At 66.3% G+C, this 16,349-nt stretch carries 11 protein-coding genes and 1 pseudogene; 5 read left to right on the top strand and 7 right to left on the bottom strand.

All coding sequences use genetic code 11. The annotated features are described in order from the left end of the window. Both K8I61_10085 and K8I61_10090 read right to left on the bottom strand, forming a co-directional pair. Nucleotides 1-2,149 (bottom strand): transglycosylase domain-containing protein (locus tag K8I61_10085; protein MBZ0272376.1); only part of this gene is annotated, 2,149 nt, incomplete at its 3' end. A 30-nt stretch (nucleotides 2,150-2,179) separates the two neighbouring features. Further along, on the bottom strand, nucleotides 2,180-2,674 hold the full coding sequence (locus K8I61_10090; GenBank protein ID MBZ0272377.1) for a hypothetical protein: 495 nt from the start codon (nucleotides 2,672-2,674) through the stop codon (nucleotides 2,180-2,182). A 209-nt stretch (nucleotides 2,675-2,883) separates the two neighbouring features. On the opposite strand from K8I61_10090, the gene K8I61_10095 reads away from it, so the two are divergent. Beyond that, nucleotides 2,884-5,847, top strand: a complete 2,964-nt coding sequence (locus tag K8I61_10095) for a histidine kinase (protein MBZ0272378.1) — start codon at nucleotides 2,884-2,886, stop codon at nucleotides 5,845-5,847. A 94-nt stretch (nucleotides 5,848-5,941) separates the two neighbouring features. On the opposite strand, the gene K8I61_10100 is transcribed toward K8I61_10095, so the two are convergent. The 4 genes from K8I61_10100 to K8I61_10115 all read right to left on the bottom strand — a co-directional run bounded on the left by K8I61_10100 (nucleotide 5,942) and on the right by K8I61_10115 (nucleotide 13,168). Continuing rightward, nucleotides 5,942-8,467: a thioredoxin family protein gene (locus K8I61_10100; protein ID MBZ0272379.1), complete on the bottom strand. Its 2,526-nt coding sequence runs from the start codon at nucleotides 8,465-8,467 to the stop codon at nucleotides 5,942-5,944. 132 nt (nucleotides 8,468-8,599) lie between these two features. Continuing rightward, nucleotides 8,600-10,942 (bottom strand): polysaccharide biosynthesis tyrosine autokinase, encoded by a 2,343-nt coding sequence (locus K8I61_10105; GenBank protein ID MBZ0272380.1) that lies wholly within the window; start codon nucleotides 10,940-10,942, stop codon nucleotides 8,600-8,602. 1 nt (nucleotide 10,943) lies between these two features. Continuing rightward, nucleotides 10,944-11,966 carry an SLBB domain-containing protein gene (locus K8I61_10110; protein MBZ0272381.1) on the bottom strand — a complete coding sequence of 341 codons (1,023 nt, stop codon included), beginning with the start codon at nucleotides 11,964-11,966 and terminating at the stop codon, nucleotides 10,944-10,946. Between the two features lie 125 nt (nucleotides 11,967-12,091). Next, the gene (locus K8I61_10115; GenBank protein ID MBZ0272382.1) at nucleotides 12,092-13,168 is read right to left on the bottom strand and encodes a hypothetical protein; all 1,077 of its coding nucleotides are present in this window, start codon (nucleotides 13,166-13,168) and stop codon (nucleotides 12,092-12,094) included. Nucleotides 13,169-13,431: 263 nt separating this feature from the next. Between K8I61_10115 and K8I61_10120 the strand changes: the two genes are divergently transcribed. Next, on the top strand, nucleotides 13,432-14,349 hold the full coding sequence (locus K8I61_10120) for a hypothetical protein (GenBank protein ID MBZ0272383.1): 918 nt from the start codon (nucleotides 13,432-13,434) through the stop codon (nucleotides 14,347-14,349). Beyond that, nucleotides 14,339-14,707, top strand: coding sequence for a hypothetical protein (locus tag K8I61_10125; protein MBZ0272384.1), 369 nt, complete (start codon nucleotides 14,339-14,341; stop codon nucleotides 14,705-14,707). Before K8I61_10120 ends, K8I61_10125 begins: the two co-directional genes overlap by 11 nt. A gap of 252 nt (nucleotides 14,708-14,959) precedes the next feature. Here K8I61_10125 and K8I61_10130 read toward each other — a convergent pair. Continuing rightward, nucleotides 14,960-15,085 (bottom strand): annotated as a pseudogene (locus K8I61_10130) (helix-turn-helix domain-containing protein). 91 nt (nucleotides 15,086-15,176) lie between these two features. Here K8I61_10130 and K8I61_10135 point away from each other — a divergent pair. Both K8I61_10135 and K8I61_10140 read left to right on the top strand, forming a co-directional pair. Beyond that, nucleotides 15,177-15,569, top strand: a complete 393-nt coding sequence (locus tag K8I61_10135) for a hypothetical protein (GenBank protein ID MBZ0272385.1) — start codon at nucleotides 15,177-15,179, stop codon at nucleotides 15,567-15,569. Then, entirely contained in the window at nucleotides 15,556-16,332 is a 777-nt protein-coding gene (locus K8I61_10140) for a hypothetical protein (protein MBZ0272386.1), read from the top strand. Before K8I61_10135 ends, K8I61_10140 begins: the two co-directional genes overlap by 14 nt. The last annotated feature ends 17 nt before the right edge of the window (nucleotides 16,333-16,349 follow it).

A 16,349-nucleotide genomic window follows, 5' to 3' on the forward strand; every position in this document is an offset into this window, starting at 1 on the left:
GGGGCGGCGGGATGAGCTTGACGGGATCTCGTGGCGCGGCCGGCGGCGCACTCTCGCCAGGCGACAGGACGACGGGTTGGTCCTTCGGAGCGCCGTCCGCGCCGGCGACGGTCTTTTCGAGCGCTTCCTGTTCGGCGAGGATCGCGGCCTGGCGTTCCTCCCAATCCTCCGGCTTGACGCATCCGCCCGGCGCGGGCTTGCCGTCTTTCGAAAACACCGGCTGATACGGCTCGCACCAGGCGGCGATGTCGGCGGTGATCGTGCCGCGTTCGGCCATCTTGCCGAGGATGAACGCGAGCAGCGTCGAGTGCCCGCCGACGTAGCCGCGATCGTAGAAGCGGTGGAAATAGACGGGGTTCGAGATGATGCTGCCGAGAAACGCGGCTTGCAGCGCCGACAGATCGGACGGGTGCTTGCCGAAATAGTGCCTGGCGGCGGGGCCGATTCCGTAGATTCCCGGACCCCATTCGATGATGTTCAGGTAAATTTCGAGGATCCGCTCCTTGGGAATTTCCTCTTCCATCCACCAGGTCAGCAGCATTTCCTGAAATTTGCGCGACGCGGTTTTTTCTTGCGAGAGAAAAAGGTTTTTTGTCGTCTGCATGGACACGGTGCTGGCGCCGCGCGCGAAGCGCTCCTTTTTCAGATTCGTGACGATGCTGTCTTGCACGTGTTTGAGCACGAATCCGTGGTGGCGGAAGAAGCGGCCGTCCTCGCAGGTCAGCACCGCGCCGACGACGGTGCGGCCGATCGATTCGTAGGGCACGAAGTCGGGATTCTCCGGACCGACGACAAACGTCTTGACCGCCTGGCCCTTCTTGAACGCGGTGTGCGTGAACGGTCCCTTGAGTTTGAAAACGTTCGCCTCGCCGGGCGGCGTCGTCACGCGGAAATTGCGCACCTCGACCGCGGGCGTGATGCGCGCGGTGCGGGGATTCGCGAAATCCAGAAACAGCGCAAGGCTCGCGTCGATCGCGCCGTCGGCGCGCGCGCCCACGATCTTCGGCGCGAAATCGCGCGGCAGGGCGTCCAATAGCGCTTGAACCGGCAAGGCGTCGGCGCGCGCGGTGATATCGACAACCGGCTTTTCGCCCTGGGGCAGGGACGCGGAGCCGGCCAGGTCCATGAACGCGGGGCCAAGGTAAACGCGCGCGCCGGGAATCTCGACGCGGCGGGTGGCGTGATCGACGCGCAAATCGCCGGTCGCCTTCAGGCGCACGCCGGTGATCGGCCGCGGGGCGAGACGCGGGTCTTCCACGGTGAGGTTTCGCAATTCGCCGTCGAACCGGACGGGCAGGACGGCGTCGCCGTTGCGGCGGGTGACGGTCACATCGCCGTCGAGGCGGCTGTCGTCGCCGACGCGGACGCCTTCGGGAAGATACGGCGCGAGGAACGCAAGCGAGAGGCCGCGTCCGGACAGTTCCACGCGCTGCGCGTCGCCCGACGCGGACATCACGATCTCAAACGATCCCCCGTCCGGCCCGACGCCGCCTACCGCGCGGCCGGTGACGCGCCGGCCGACGAGATCAACGAATACGCCGGCGTCGACGTTGTTCATCGTGACGCGGCCGGGCGGCGTGCGCGCGAAACGCTCGTCCACGAATTCGACGCGCCCGCGCTTGATCGCCAGCTCCACGCCCATAAGCGAGCCGAGGATGCGATCGGCGACGGAATCGCCGGCGGGCGTTTCCGGCGATTTGTTCACGCGCACATTCCCCGATTCGGAGAGCAGCTCCAGGGGAATATTCGGCTTGCCGCCGGAGTCGATCGCGAGTCGAATGTCGGTGTCCTCGAGCGATACGCCGGTCAGCTTTACCGGAACGGCGAGCGACGGAGCGAGTTCGAACGTAAGCTGTGCGTTCGCCGCGCGGAGGATTTCCGGACCGCCGCCCGAGGGCGACAGGCGCAGATCGGTCAGGCGGACATTGGTCGTCATGTCCGTCGTGATCGCGCCGTAGCTGAAGGTCAGGCCGGCGCGCCGGGCGAGCGCCGCGCGGCCGGCATCGATTTTCGCGGCGAGGTAGCCGTCGCGCGCCTCGCGCAGGCGATCGAAAGCGAAGCCCGCGCCGACACCGACGGCGACGAGGACGAGAAGAACGATGCGCGCGCGCCGTTTGCGTCGCCGGATGATTTCGAGATCGAGTGCCATGGCGGGCGCGCCATCGCCGCGCGCGGCGGACTAAACCCGCGCGCGGGGCGTCGCGAGATCGCCGCCGGGGGGCGTCAGCCGGGAAGCGGCCTGCGTCGTGTCGTCGTCGGCATCATCATCCGCGATGGTGTCGTCGTCATCCGCCGTGTCGTCGTCGGAAGTGTCGTCGTCCGCCGAATCGTCGTCGAGGCCTTGTTCCTCGGGCGTCCAGAAACCGTGGTCGGGCAGACATTCGACGAACTCGTCGCAACTGTCTTCGACGTACCGAAACTTCTTGTAGCAGCGGTACATCTCGCGCCAGAGATTTCCCTTGGCGAACTGGCAGGACTCGTAGGCGTCGGCGCCGGAGGTCTCGGACTTGTCGTCGAGCGAAATGAGGACGCCGCACTCGGCGACGCGTTCGAGCACGGGCCGGCAGTTGAACCAATGAACCTCGTCGCCTCCGGTGTCGCCGGCGCAGGATACCGCGACGGCGCCCATCGCGGCGGCGGCCGTAAGCAACGCAAACACAATCACGCGACGCATCGTCAAATTATCCCCCGAACGCACGCGCGGTTATAGGCGGGAGGGGAAAGGCGTGTCAACGCAATGGAGAAACGTCCGGAAGTCCGGAAGTCCGGAAGGTCATCGCATTCCACGACGCATCGCGCCATGGCCTTCCTGCCTTACGTCTATTTGGTCGGGCATGGGCACGGGCGCGGGATGCGAGTCGATATCGGGTACAATCGAAATCGATGTCCGAGCGCTTTCCCCGCAAGCTCGCCGCGCTGTCGCCGTTTCGCGTGCGCGACATCCTGCTCGTATCGACGCCGTACGACGCGTTCATGATCGAGGAGGACGGCCCGCTGTTCGAGCGATTGTGGGCCGAGTTCATGAAGCGCGATCTCACGGCGCCGCCGCGGCTGACGCACGCGCGCACGGGCGAGGAGGCGCTGGCGCAGCTTGGCAAGCGGCGGTTCGACCTCGTGCTGACGATGGCGCGTTTATCCGACATGGAGCTTTCGCGCTTCGCGCGCGAGAAGGCGAAGGTGGCGCCGGATGTGCCGCTCGTGTTGCTCGCGTCGGACATCACGCGGACGGGCGGCGAGGAGGAGGCGCGCCGGCCCGAGGGCGTGGATGACCTTTTTTTGTGGCGCGGCGACGCGAGGATCCTCGTGCCGATCATCCACCTCGTCGAGGACCGGCGGAACGTCGAGCACGACGTGGCGCTCGCGGGGGTGCGCGTCATCATCGTCGCGGAGGATTCCGCGGCGTTCGCCTCGACGCTTTTGGTCGCGGTGTACGAGGAACTGGCGCGACAGGCGGCCGCCCTTTTCGCCGAGGGCGCGAACGTCGGCGAGCGCATCCTCGCGACGCAGACGCGCCCCAAGATGCTTCACGCCACGAGCTATGAAGCGGCGTGGGCGCTGTACGAACGCTATCGCGCGAACGTGCTCGCCGTCATCAGCGACATCGCGATGCCTCGCGGCGGGCGGGTCGATCCGCGCGCGGGATTCGCGCTCGCCGAGGCGGTGCGCGAGACCGATCCGCTGGTGCCGATGTTGCTGACCTCGAGCGAGACGGAAAACGAGGCCGAGGCGGATCGCGCGCGCCTGCACTTTGTAGACAAGAACTCGCCGCGATTCGCCGAAGCGCTTCGCGAATTCATGCTCGAAGAGTTGGGATTCGGCGATTTCGTTTTCCGCACGCCCGATGGACAGGTGGTCGGCCGCGCGCGGGAGCTTCGCCGGCTCGCCGGCGTCATCGAGAAAATGCCGGACGAGTCGATCGTCTTCCACGCGCGCCGAAATCATTTTTCCAACTGGCTCATGGCCCGAAGCGAATTCGCGCTCGCCGAGCGCCTGCGCCCCCGGCGCATCGAGGAATTCGCGGACGCCGCGGAACTGCGGCGCTTTCTCGTCGAGACGCTGCGCGCGGCACGCACCGCCGCGAGCGCCGGCGTCATCATGGATTATTCGCCGGAGGATTTTTCGCGCCACCGCTTCGTGCGGCTGTCGTCCGGTTCCATCGGCGGCAAGGCTCGCGGCCTCGCGTTCCTGAACCAGATGCTCGCCGAGCGCGGCGACGACGTGTTTGGGGGGCTCACCGTGCGCCTGCCGCAAACGTTCGCGCTCGGCATCGAGACGTATGACGAATTTCTCGCGGCTAACCATCTGCACGACCTGGTCGACGATCCGCCGGACGACGACGAGATCGCGAAGCGGTTTTACCGCGCGTCGCTGCCGGCCGATCTGCGCCGCCGGCTCCTTGCGATCGTCGAGGCGATCGAGCGGCCGATCGCCGTGCGTTCATCGAGCCTGCTCGAGGACTCGCTGTATCACCCCTTCGCGGGCGTGTACCTGACACACGTCGTGCCAAACGCCGGCGCGTCCGCGCCGCGCCGCGCGGCGGCGCTCGAGGGCGCGATTCGCCTGGTGTACGCGTCGGCGCTATCGCAACACGCGCGCGACTACTACGAGGCGTCGGGTTTGTCGGGCGAACGCGAGCGCATGGGCATCGTCATCCAGCCCCTTGTCGGACGCGCGCGGGGCGAGCGGTTTTATCCGACGGCGTCCGGCGTCGCGCAGTCGTTCAATCATTATTCCACCGGCCGGCAAAAGCCCGAGGAAGGCGCCGCAAACATCGCGCTTGGCCTGGGGCGCCTGGTGATGGAGGGCGGCGCGGGGTTGCGCTTTTCGCCGCGTCACCCGGACGCGCTCGTTGAATTCGCGTCGCCCGAGGCGATCGTCGAGCGAACGCAACGGGAGTTCTACGCGGTCGATCTGGCCGCGAAAATCAAGCGCCGCGAGGACTTCGATCGCATCGTGCGGCGGTTCGCGCTCGAGGCCGCGGAGGCCGACGGGGTGCTCCCGCTTGTCGGCGGCGTGTACGACGCGGACGATCGGCGCATCCGCGCGGATTTTTCGCGGGCCGGCGCGCGCGTGGTGGATTTCGAGAACATCCTTCGACATCGCGCGATACCGCTGGCGGACGCGTTGTGCGAGCTGCTGGAGCTTGCGCGCCGGGGAACGGGCACGGACGTGGAGATCGAATTCGCGATGGAGATGGGCGATTTCGGCCGCATGACGCCGCCGGGCGAGGAGCGCCGGCCGCCGATCCTGTATCTCACGCAGCTTCGCCCGCAGGCGGCCGCGCCGGGACTCGACGACATCGGCGCGCGGCTTCCGGCGCGCGAGCGGTGCGTCGTGGCGAGCGACGCCGCGCTTGGACATGGCGTGCTGCGCGACATCGGCGATGTCATTTTCGTCGATCCGGTCGCGTGGTCGGCCGGCGCGCACAAGGAGATCGCGAAGGAACTTGGCGCGTTGAACGACGATCTCGCGAGCGAAAATCGGCCGTACATTCTGATCGGCCCGGGCCGCTGGGGTTCGCGCGATCCGTGGCTCGGCATTCCCGTTCGTTTTCGGGAGATTTCGATGGCGCGCGTCATCGTGGAGGCATCGCCCGCGGGCTACGACGTGGAGCCGTCGCAGGGCACGCACTTTTTTCAGAACCTCGTCGCCTTGAAAATCGGCTACCTGTTCCTGCCGCCGGGCACGGGGCCGGACAATGATGCGTCGAATCGCCTCGATTGGCCGTGGCTGCTCGAACAAACGCCGCTCAAACGCACGCCACACCTGCGCAGCCTGCGTTTTGAATCGCCGCTCAAGGTGACGCTGGACGGGCGGGCGAGGCGGGGGTTCGTGGAGAAGACGTGAGCGCGGCTTGTGATTTCAGTGCCGCAGATGTAGCCAAGCGGAGTGCGCGGGTGGCCCTTTTCGCCGATCTTGCGATCGGCGGTCCCAGCACCTCTTACGACGCGCTTTCGGCCGCGCGTTTCACCGCCTCGACCACCATGTCGCGCGTGACGATCTCCGGCAGCAGCACGGGCGCGTCGGCGCGGCCGGGCGCGATGACGACGTAAAGCGGCACGCCGGCCTTGCCGTGGCGCTTGAGATACGCGGTGATCGCGGGATCGCGGCTTGTCCAGTCGCCTTTCACCGCCGCGACGTTGTAGGTCTTGAACGCCTCGCGAATCTCGTCGGTGTTGATCACGGCGCCTTCGTTGACCTTGCACGTCCAGCACCACGCGGCGGTGAAGTCGATGAAAACCGTCCGGCCGGAGTCGGCCAGCTCGCGCACGCGATCCTCGGAAAACGCCTCCCACGCGTGTCCGCCCGACTGATCGACCCCGGCGGCGCTCGCGGGCGCGGGGGTGAAGCGCAGCGTCATCGCGGCTCCGGCAAGAGCGATGATCAGCGCGACGGTGTAGGCGACGGCGCGCACGCGCGCCGCGCGCATGATGCTTCCGAAGCGGCCGGCGATGAACGCGGCGACCGCGAGGACGCCGAGGAAGATCAGCATGCGCGTCAGCCCCGCGGCGCCGACCTGTTGGCCGAGGACATCCAGCAGCCAGATGACCGTCGCGACAAGCAAAAAGCCCATGATCGCGCGGAAGGTGTCCATCCAGTCGCCGGGCTTCGGCAAGGAGCGCGCCCACGCGGGCACGAACGCCAGCGCCAGAAACGGAAACGCGAGGCCAAGGCCGATCGTCATGAAGACGAGCAACGTCGTGATCAATGGTTGCGAAAACGCGAATCCGAGCGCGGTGCCGAGAAAAGGCGCGGTGCACGGCGTGGCCAATAGCGTGGCGAACGCGCCGCTCGCGAGCGACCCCGCGATGCCCTCGCGCGAGGAGGCCTCGGCGAACAGGCCGCTCGACGGCGCCTGAATTTCGAACACGCCGAACAGCGAGAGCGCGAAGACGAACACCACCGCCGCGAGCAGCGATACGAAAAGCGGCGACTGAAACTGAAATCCCCAGCCGACCGCCTCGCCGCCGGCCTTCAGGACGCCGACGAGCCCCGCCAGAAGCGCGAAGCTCGCCACGATGCCGACGGTGTACGCGACGCCGTGGACGCGGATCTGGCGCGGCGTCAATTCCGCGTGGCGCATCAGCGTCATGATCTTGATCGACACGACCGGCAGAACGCACGGCATGAAATTCAGGATGACGCCGCCGAAAAATCCGAACACGAGCATCAGCAAAAACGGCGGCGCCGCGGCGGGCGTGCCGAGCGCGCCTTTCATGGGATCGGGTCCGGCCGATCCGCGCGAAATGTCCGTGGACGACAGCGCGTTTTTGGTGACCGCGGCACCGGCGGGCACGCGCGGCAGCGCCGTTTCAAACGACACGGCCAGCGGCGTCGATTCCTCGCCGCGCACGAGCGATAGCTGAAAGACGCCGCCGACCTTCTCCGATGCGGCGTCGCCCGGGAAAGTGCGCCCGGTCAGTTTCACGGCGAGCTCCTCGGCCGGGCCCGCCTCGAGCGTCGTGACCGAATCGACCTCGTAGTTTTGCGGCGCGGACGGGATCAACAACGGCATGTGCGCATCGCGGCGCGCGGCGATCTTCGAATCGCCCGCCGCGCGCACGACAAACAGCGCCGTGAATTCCTCCTCCGGGCGCACGGCGCTTGCCGACAGCGTCGCGGCGACATTCACCTGCGTCGCATCGGCGTCGGACACGGGGACGAGCGCCGCGTATCGATCGAAAAGGCTCGCGTGAACGCCCGCGGTTTCCGCCGGATGCACGGGCAAGGTCAGCGAAAGCTCCTTGTCGCCCGGGATGCACTTTTCTCGGCAGACCAGCCACGCCGCCTTCGCGGTGAACGTCACGTCCCCGGGGGCGAGATCGTCGGGCGCGCGCACGTCGGCGAAAAGCAGCACCTCTTTCTCGTATCCGTACCCCGACAGCTCCTCGCCGGTTCCGCCGAAGCGGATTGGCGCGGGGTATTGCGTTTCGGAGACGGTGAAGCCCTCGGGCGCGCCCCATTCGACGGTGGTCGGAATGCCCGCGTCGCCGGGATTGGTCCAGTAGACATGCCAGCGGTCGACGAGCTTGAAACGCACGCCGACGCGGAACTCCTCGCCTGGGCCGGCGGAGCCCTGGCTTGCGATCAGTTCCGTCACGACAAGCTGGTGGACGTCCTCGCTTTCGTCGTCTTGCGCGAGCGCGGACGCCGCGAAAAGCACGATGAGCACGGCCGCGGCGGCGGCAACCCAGGGACGTTTCAAGGCGTGCGGGCGCGCGGCGGGCGCCGTGATCGCGAAATAGCGCCCCGCGACGGCGCGCGGCCAGGCGGCAATCGCGAGCGTGGCCGCATCGAGACGGCGCGCGATCGACCGGGCCGGGGCGCATTTCAGTACGCGATGGCGAAGGAGCGCGCGCGCCTCGTGGCGGACATACGCCCGCACCACGCGCGGATGCAGCAGCACGCGCCGCGCCAACGGTCTGCGCAAAAGGCGGAGGAATCGCCGGCGAACGGCGGATTTCATGCGGGCGTCAAACGACAATGGCTTTCTCGCTGGTTCCGGCGTCCACGAATCCGGACGCAAACGTACCGCGTGGGGATACGCCTGTCACGCGGGGAGCGTTGCGGGGCCAGGCGATTCCGAACCCGTCCTTCGTCAGTACCCGTACCGTCCGCGGCGGCGTTTTCGGCGCTTTTTCTCCTGGCCGTCGCCGCCGTAATAATAATAGTACTGGTAGTAGCCGTAGTCGTAGCGATAGCCGGCGGAGATGTTGTTGGTGACGAGGCCGAGCAGGTTGGCGTTGACCTTGTCGAGCAGGTCGATCGCGCGGTTGACGCCGGAGGCGCGCGAGCGGCCGAGTTCGACGACAAGCAGCGTCGCGCGGACGAAGCTTGCCAGGATCGCGGCGTCGGTCACGGGCACGACAGGCGGCGAGTCGAGCAGCACCATGTCGAATTCCGCGCGCAGGGTGTCGACAAGCTCTTTCATCGCGTTCGACGACAGCATCTCCGTGGGGTTCGGCGGAATCGGCCCGGAGGGGATCACCCACATATTTTCGATGGCCGTCGGCCGCGCGACCTCGCTCCAGGGCGTGTCTCCCGAAAGGATCGTGGTGACGCCCGGGTCGCGCGAGACGTCGAAGAAATTGTGCACGTTCGGCTTGCGCAGGTCGCAATCGACGATAACGGTCCTTTTGCCCGTGTTGGCGAACGTCAGCGCGAGGTTCGAGACGATCGTGCTTTTTCCCTCCGACGGCCCGGCGCTCGTGACGAGAATTTCGCGGATCGAGTGATCCGGATCGGCGAAGTGGATGTTCGTGCGCAGCGTGCGGAACGCCTCGGAGATCGGCGATTTCGGCGCGTGGTGCGTTACGAGGTTCGCGGAAATCGGCGTCGGCGGCGCCTCCGGCTCGGGCGCGCGCTTTTCGGGGATGCGCGGGATGATCCCGTAGATCGGCCGGGTGATGAACCGCTCGACCTCCTCGGTCGATTTCAGCGAATCGTCGATGAACTCCAGGAAAAACGCGACGGCGATGGCGAGCAGGATTCCGGAAACGAAGCCGAGCATCAGGTTCAGGCGCACGTTGGGCTTGATCGGGCGCAGCGGCATCTCGGCGTCGTCGATGACGCGGATGTTGCCGATGGTCGCCGCCTCGGTGATGCGCGCCTCTTCCCGCTTTTGCAGCAGGAAGGTGTAGATTTCCTGGTTCACCTCGCGCGCGCGGATCAGCTCCGCGAGGCGCCGCTCCTTGTCGGGCAGCGCTTTCAGCTCCTCGCCGAGGTCATCGAGCACGCGGTCGATCTCGCCCTTGCGCGCCGCGAGCGTCTTGAGCGTGTTTTGCACGACCTCGCGGATTTTTTCGCCGAGCTCCTCGATCTGCGTCCGCACGGTGACGACCGCGGGGTGACTCTCGGTGTATTGCGAAAGCAGTTCCTGCTTTTTCGTCTGCAATTCCGAAAGACGCAGGCCGAGGTTGGCGAGCATCGTGTTTTCCATGTTGAGCGACGGCAGGCCGAACGCGGGTTCGCTGCCGCCCGTGAGCGCGGCGAGGATCGCCTGGTATTGCCGCTCATCGATCTCGATGCGGCTGCGCTCGAGCGCGAACTGCGCGTACGTGTCGATGAGCGCGCTCGTTTCCTCGCCGAGGCTCGTCGTGTTCTCGCCCATCTTGTAGTCGCGAAGATTCTCCTCGGCGCCGGTGAGATTTTCCTGCACGAGCGAAAGTTGCGAGTTGATGAACTTCAGCGTCTCGCGCGCCTCCTTCGCGTTTTCGTCGATGTTGCGCGTCTGATAGGTCTCGACGACCGCGTTGACGACCTCGCGGGCGACCCAGGGGCTCGGGTCGACGTAATACACGCGCAGGATCTGCGTCTTGTCGCCGACCTGCGCGACGTCCGTCTTGGTCATGACGTTCTGCACGGCGAGGCGGAAGGGCTGTTGCGCGAAGCGGAAATACGCGCCCTTCACGTATCCCTTGCCCGTCAGAAGGAACGCGACGCGGCGCTTTTCGTCGTCCTCGTCCGCGGCGAACGGTTTGCCGACCTGCCCCGTGCCGAGCGCGCCGTCCTTCGAGCTGACCTCGAACGCGCCGTCGTCGCCGGTGATGGTGACGGTGAAGACGTTGCCCTGCCGCCCGGCGCCGACGTCGGCGTCCTTGAACTTGAGGCCGACGCCGTAAGGAAAGCCCATCAGCACGGTATCGAGACGCAGATTCCTGACGACCTGTTCGGCCACCGAGCGGCTCTTGATGATCTCGATCTCCGCGGCGACGGTGTTGGTCTGGTCGAGCTGCACGAGCTCCGAGAGCAGGCTCTTTTTGGTCTGGTCCTTGATCTGGATCGTCGAGGACGCCTGGTAGATCGGCGTCGCGAGGAAGGTGTGGATCGCGACGGAGACGAATACGGCCAGGAACGCGAGCAGCGCGACGAACCGCCGCCGGTAGAGGATGGAGAGGTAGTCCCCGATGTGGATTTCGTCGGAGCGCTGCGGTACGGGCATTTCAGCGGGACATCGCGTCGATCGCGGCGGCGTCCACCACGATACGGGAGAGGTTCGGCAGGATCTGGTTCAACGCGCGGTCCCACTTGGCAAGGCCCGTCGCGGGAACGAACACGATATCGCCGGCCTCGAGCGCGGGCCCGGCGTTTTCCCCCTTCAGCACGTCGGCGTAGTTCACCTCGACGGCGCGCGCGGCGCCAAGCCCGCCGCGGATGATCTTGATCGCGCGCTTGTTGGCGGTGATCTCGTTGAAGCCGCCGGCCTCGGCGATCGCCTGCGCGAGCGGAATGCGCCCGCGGCGCACCGGCACCGCCGTCGGCCGCAGCACCTCGCCGAGCACGTACACGCGCGCGAGATTGATGTTCGGCACGTAGAGCAGGTCGCCGTCGGAAAGCGGCAGGTTTTGCGCCATGCGCCCCTGCGTGAACAGGGCGATGAAGTCGATCGGCACCACCGCGCCGTCGCGCACGAGATACGCGCCGGCGAGGTTCGCATCCGGTGTCATGCCGCCGGCGTAGCCCATCGCTTCAAGCACGGTGGTCGTCCCCTTGATGGGATAGGCGCCGGGCGTGCGGAATTCGCCGTTGGCGAAAAACACCTGGCTGCGATATTCGACGATCTCGAGCCCCACCTGCGGATCGCGCACGAAGCCCGCGAGCGCGTCGCGCACGGCGTCCTGGGCGCCGGCGACGGATTTCCCGCCCACCGGCACGTTGCCCGCCAGCGGCACAAAGAAGGTGCCGTCGTCGCGCACGACGCCTTCCTTGGAGATGTCGTCGCGCTGCCAGACGGAAACGCGCAGCAGATCGTCCGGCCCGATGAGGTAGGTGTAGCGCTCGCGCCGGGCCTGCATCACCACGCTGTCGAGATTGGCGGCGAGGTCTTCGTCAAACGCGGGGCGCGGCAGTTCCAGAACGGCGGGGTCCTCGACGGCCTCGGCCTTCGAACGAGCGCAGCCGCTTGCGGCCGCGAGGGCAAGCGCAATCGCGCCTATCGCGGCGGCGGTTCGAATGGTCAAGGACATGCGTGCGCTCGGACCCCGGAAAATCAAGGCGGGAAATGTTAGGAAGATTCGCAACTTCGGGCAAGGCGCCCCGGTATCCGGAAAAAGGCGCACCTTCGGCCAGCCGTCGGCCGGGAAAGGTGTGCTCAATCGGCGGCCAAACCCGGCGCGTAGAAACCGAACGGATAAACCGCTCCGGGGCCGGGAGTGGGCGCCTCGTCGATCACCACGCCGCCGAGCGCGTCGAAGATGATGTCGGCGTAAACCTGCGCGCCGAGCGGCGAGGGATGCACCTCGTCGATCAGGTAGTCGTCGAGCCACACCCAGGACAGCGCGCCGAGCGTGTCGGCGACGATGATGTCATCGAGCGCCGCGGAGCGCTCGCGCAGCCAGTCCATCGCGCCGGCGCCCCACCAGGCGATCATGGGGCCAAGGCCAAGCGCCGGGCCGTACCAGTAATTGCTGTATGGGAAGTTGGGATAGACGATGTACACGATGTCGGCCTGGGGCGCGGCGTCGCGCACGGCGTCGAGCACCTGAACGACGCGGTCGGGGATTTCGAGCGCGTACTCCGGATGCGCGAAGAAGTTTTTCAGGATTCCGATGACGTCGTAGGGGTCGTCGGGGGGCAGAAAGACCTGCATGTCGTTGCCGCCGATCGTCACGGTGATGAGATCGGCGTCCGCGGCCAGGGGCAAGAACCGGTCTTCGAAGTGCCCGCGCTCGGAGCCGGGCAGCCAGTCGAAGGTCGTGCTCCCGCCATAATGGATGTTGTGCAACGTCACGTCCGCGAGCCCGGACAGGTGCGCGGCGAGGCGATCGGGATACGGCGGCGATCCTTCGCGGCCGATCGAATCGCCAAGCGAGACGACCGTCACGTGCCCCTCGCGCACCGCCTCCGGAAGGCGGCGCGGGCGGTTGTTGGTCGTCGATTCGTACACGCGATCAAGCGAGGTTTCGAGCAGGTACGTGCCCGGGGGCGCGACGAAGGCGAACGAGCCGTCCGCGACGGTGAATTCCACCGGCAGGCCCGCGCCAAGAAGACGCACGGCCGCGCCGCCGATCGGTGCGTCGCTTGCGTCGATGGCCTGCTTGAAAGCGGTGCGCGAGCTTTTGTCCGCGTCGTGATAGACGACGCCGGTCACGCTCGCGCCCGACGCGGGCGCGACGAATAGCGCCGCGACGACGGACAGCGCCGTCGGTATTCGAGCGAATTTCCCCATCGAGATCTCAGAAGTTCGCGTACAAAAACGACAGGTCCGACGCGGAGGCCAGCGCGAGCGCGAGTGCCGCGATCGCGAACAACAAGGCGCCTTTCGCCGCCGTCACGAGAAAGCGTTGCACGTCGCGCATTGTAGCGCGCGCCTGGCGCGCGGGAAAAGGGGGCGGCGGCGGATTGCTTCTTGTCCGATGTGAACGAAGATTTCCGGTCTCTGAAATTGGTGAAATCGGTGTAATCTGTGGATCCCGTTGTGACGGAGGCGTGATGGCCGGTCTGTCCGATAACGCGCGGGCGCTTTTGGTGGCGCTTTGCGTGGAGCGGCCGCTTGTGCCGCTTGCCGCGCGGATCGCCGCCGAGGACGGCGGGCGCGTGTGGCTTGTCGGCGGCGCGGTGCGCGATGCGTGCCTGGGCCGCCCGCGGACGGACGCCGATCTTGCCTGTACCGGCGACGCGCGCGATCTGGCGCGCAAGATCGCGGACGCCTCGGGCGGGCGTTTCGTGCCGCTTCACGACGATCCGCCGACGGCGCGCGTCGTGCTCGAAGGCGGCGAGCACGACATCACCACGCTGCGCGCGCCGACGATCGAGGAAGACCTCGCGGCACGCGACCTTGCGCTGAATTCCCTGGCCGTCGCGGTGTTCGACGACGGTCTGGGCGATCTGATCGACCCGGCCGGCGGCCTTGCGGATATCGACGCGCGTCTTATCCGCACCGTCGGCGCGGAAAATCTACGTTCCGATCCGCTTCGCGCGCTGCGGGTGTATCGGTTCGCCGCGGAGCTCGATTTTTCCATCGACGCGGCGACGCGCGACTGGGCGGGCATCGCGGCAGCCGGCCTTTCGCGCGTGGCGGGCGAGCGCGTGTTTACCGAGATGACGCGCCTTTTGGAGACACCGCGCGCCGCCGCGGCGATGCGGCTCGCGCTCGACGATGGTGCGCTCGCGCCTGTCGCGCGGGAGATCGTTGAGGCCGGGGCGGAGGCGACCGAACGCGCAGGCCGGCGACGCGGTGTCGGAAAAATTCGCCGCGTTGTTTTGCGCGTTGAGCACCGACGACGACGGCCGCGCGCCCGCGCTGACGGCGCTGCTGTCGCGCTTGAAGGCGCCGACGCGCGTGTCGCGCAAGGCGTCGGCAACGATCGCGCATCGTTTCGAGTCGGAATCGGCTCGTGTGCGCGTTGATGCCGGCGGCGATTTCGCGCGCATCGTCGCGAGCTACACGGCCCAGGCCGGCGAGGCGCGCCTGTCCGCGCCGCTGCTCGCGGTGTTCGACTCCGCGGCGGGCGGGGCGCATCGCGGTGCGCTGGCCGAACGCGTGGCGTGGCTTTCGCGCCTTTCGCGTTTCGATCGCGATGTCGTGCGCCCGATCGAAAACGAATCGCTCGTGACAGGCCACGACCTTACCGAAATCGGCATCTCGCCGGGGCCGGAGATGGGGCGTATTCTGGAGGCGATCCGGGTCGAGCGCATCGCCGGCGCGATCGCAACGCGCGAGGAAGCGCTGGCGTTCGCGCGTGAGGCGAGTGCGACGGGAGGTTGAGGCCGTATGGACCTGGTCCGAATATGCAAGCTCATCGTCGTGGCGGCCGTGGTTTTTGTCGTCGTGGCATCGATCGCGCTGTTTCTTTATTGACCGGGAGCGATCGTGAGTCTGGATGACCGCGCTATTTACATTGGCTGGGTAATTCTCGAGATCGCGACGTTTGTCGGCATCGCTGCGCTGGCGGTGCTGACGGCGTAGCGCGTCCCCGCTTGCCCAGGGCCGCACCTCCGGCTTTTCGTCCAGTCCGAGTTCGTTGATGCGGCGACAGAGCGTGCGTTCGCTGACGCCGAGGATCGCGGCGGCGCGCGCGCGGTTTCCTTCCACGTCAGTGAACACGCGGCAGCTATGCCGCCGCTCAGGAAAAACCTGATCCAGAAAATCGGTATAAGCCCGTCTATACGTTCCCCATCTTTACCGCCTAGGCTTAATTTCGCCGCGAAGTCGCGCTAGCGCAAACGAGCTCGAAATGCTTGAAAAAAATACGGGTTCCGTAAAATTACTTTTTGCCAACATCCCGTTCGTGGCGGCGTTGCTGATCATTCTGGATGTCGCCACGGTCGATCTGAACATCGTCGGCAACGCGCGTTTGCTGATGCTGAAGATCGGTTTCGCGCAAGTGCTTCTGATGGCCGTGAACCCGAGGCCCGTATTTTTCAACGCCGTCATGCTCGCGGCCATCATTTTCGCGAGCCGCTCCGCGGGCGACTACCGCGTCCTTTTTTACAGCTATCCCGTCGTTGCCATAACATTGCTTTGGGCGCTGTCGTCGTTTGCCGCCCTGGCGCGACGAAGCCCCGCGAAAAGCGCGTTGGTTCCGATGGAGTCGAGCGCCAAGGCGGGGGCGCATGGACACCTATAAGTTCATGCTCACGGGCCCCGCGGCCCTGATGCTCCTCATCTGCATCTACCATTCCTGGAGAACCAGGGGTGCGCGTTTCACCCTGATCTTTTTCGGGCTGGGAATCGTCATGTTCTGGCTGCGGGAATACCTGGGGTCTAACCACGACCACTACAAGGGAATGCCACAGTATTTCCATCCTCGGGCGGGATTCAAGATCGCCGGCGTCCCCGCGCCGGTGATCGGCGGGTGGTTGCTCAACTGCTACATCGGCTGGTCCATATCCGAACGGATCGTTGACCGCGTCGCGGTCTGGCGAGGACGCCTGATGCCGGTGATCGTGGTCGCGGGTATCGTCATTTCGTCGATGGCGCTGGCGATCGAGGCGACGGGAATCGAACTCGGCTGGTGGGTCTGGGCGTACCAGGACCTCTACCAATCGACGGATCCTTTCCGGGAGTTCCTGCAGCGCACACCGCTCGTCGCACTGCAGGGCTGGCCGGTGGTGGCCTTGTGGTTCCTGATCCCGGTGCTGAGTCTCGAATGTTCGCCGTTGAAGAATCTGTCCGCGTACCGCTGGCTGCTCGCCGTTCCCTGGTGGGTGATCTATTACGTCACGTTGCATTACTTCTTTCTGGAAGTGCGGTTTTTCCTGTTGCTCGCCTTGGTGCTTCTGACGATCTTCCTGAAAACCGCTTATCTCCCGCCGACAAACCCGTACAAAACGCGACGGCCGATCCGGCTTGCCGCCGGCGTCCCGGCCTTGCAGATATCGCGCGACTGATCCAGTCGTGGCGTGTT

The sequence above is a fragment of the bacterium genome, assembly GCA_019912885.1.
In the GTDB taxonomy this organism is placed as follows: domain Bacteria; phylum Lernaellota; class Lernaellaia; order JACKCT01; family JACKCT01; genus JAIOHV01.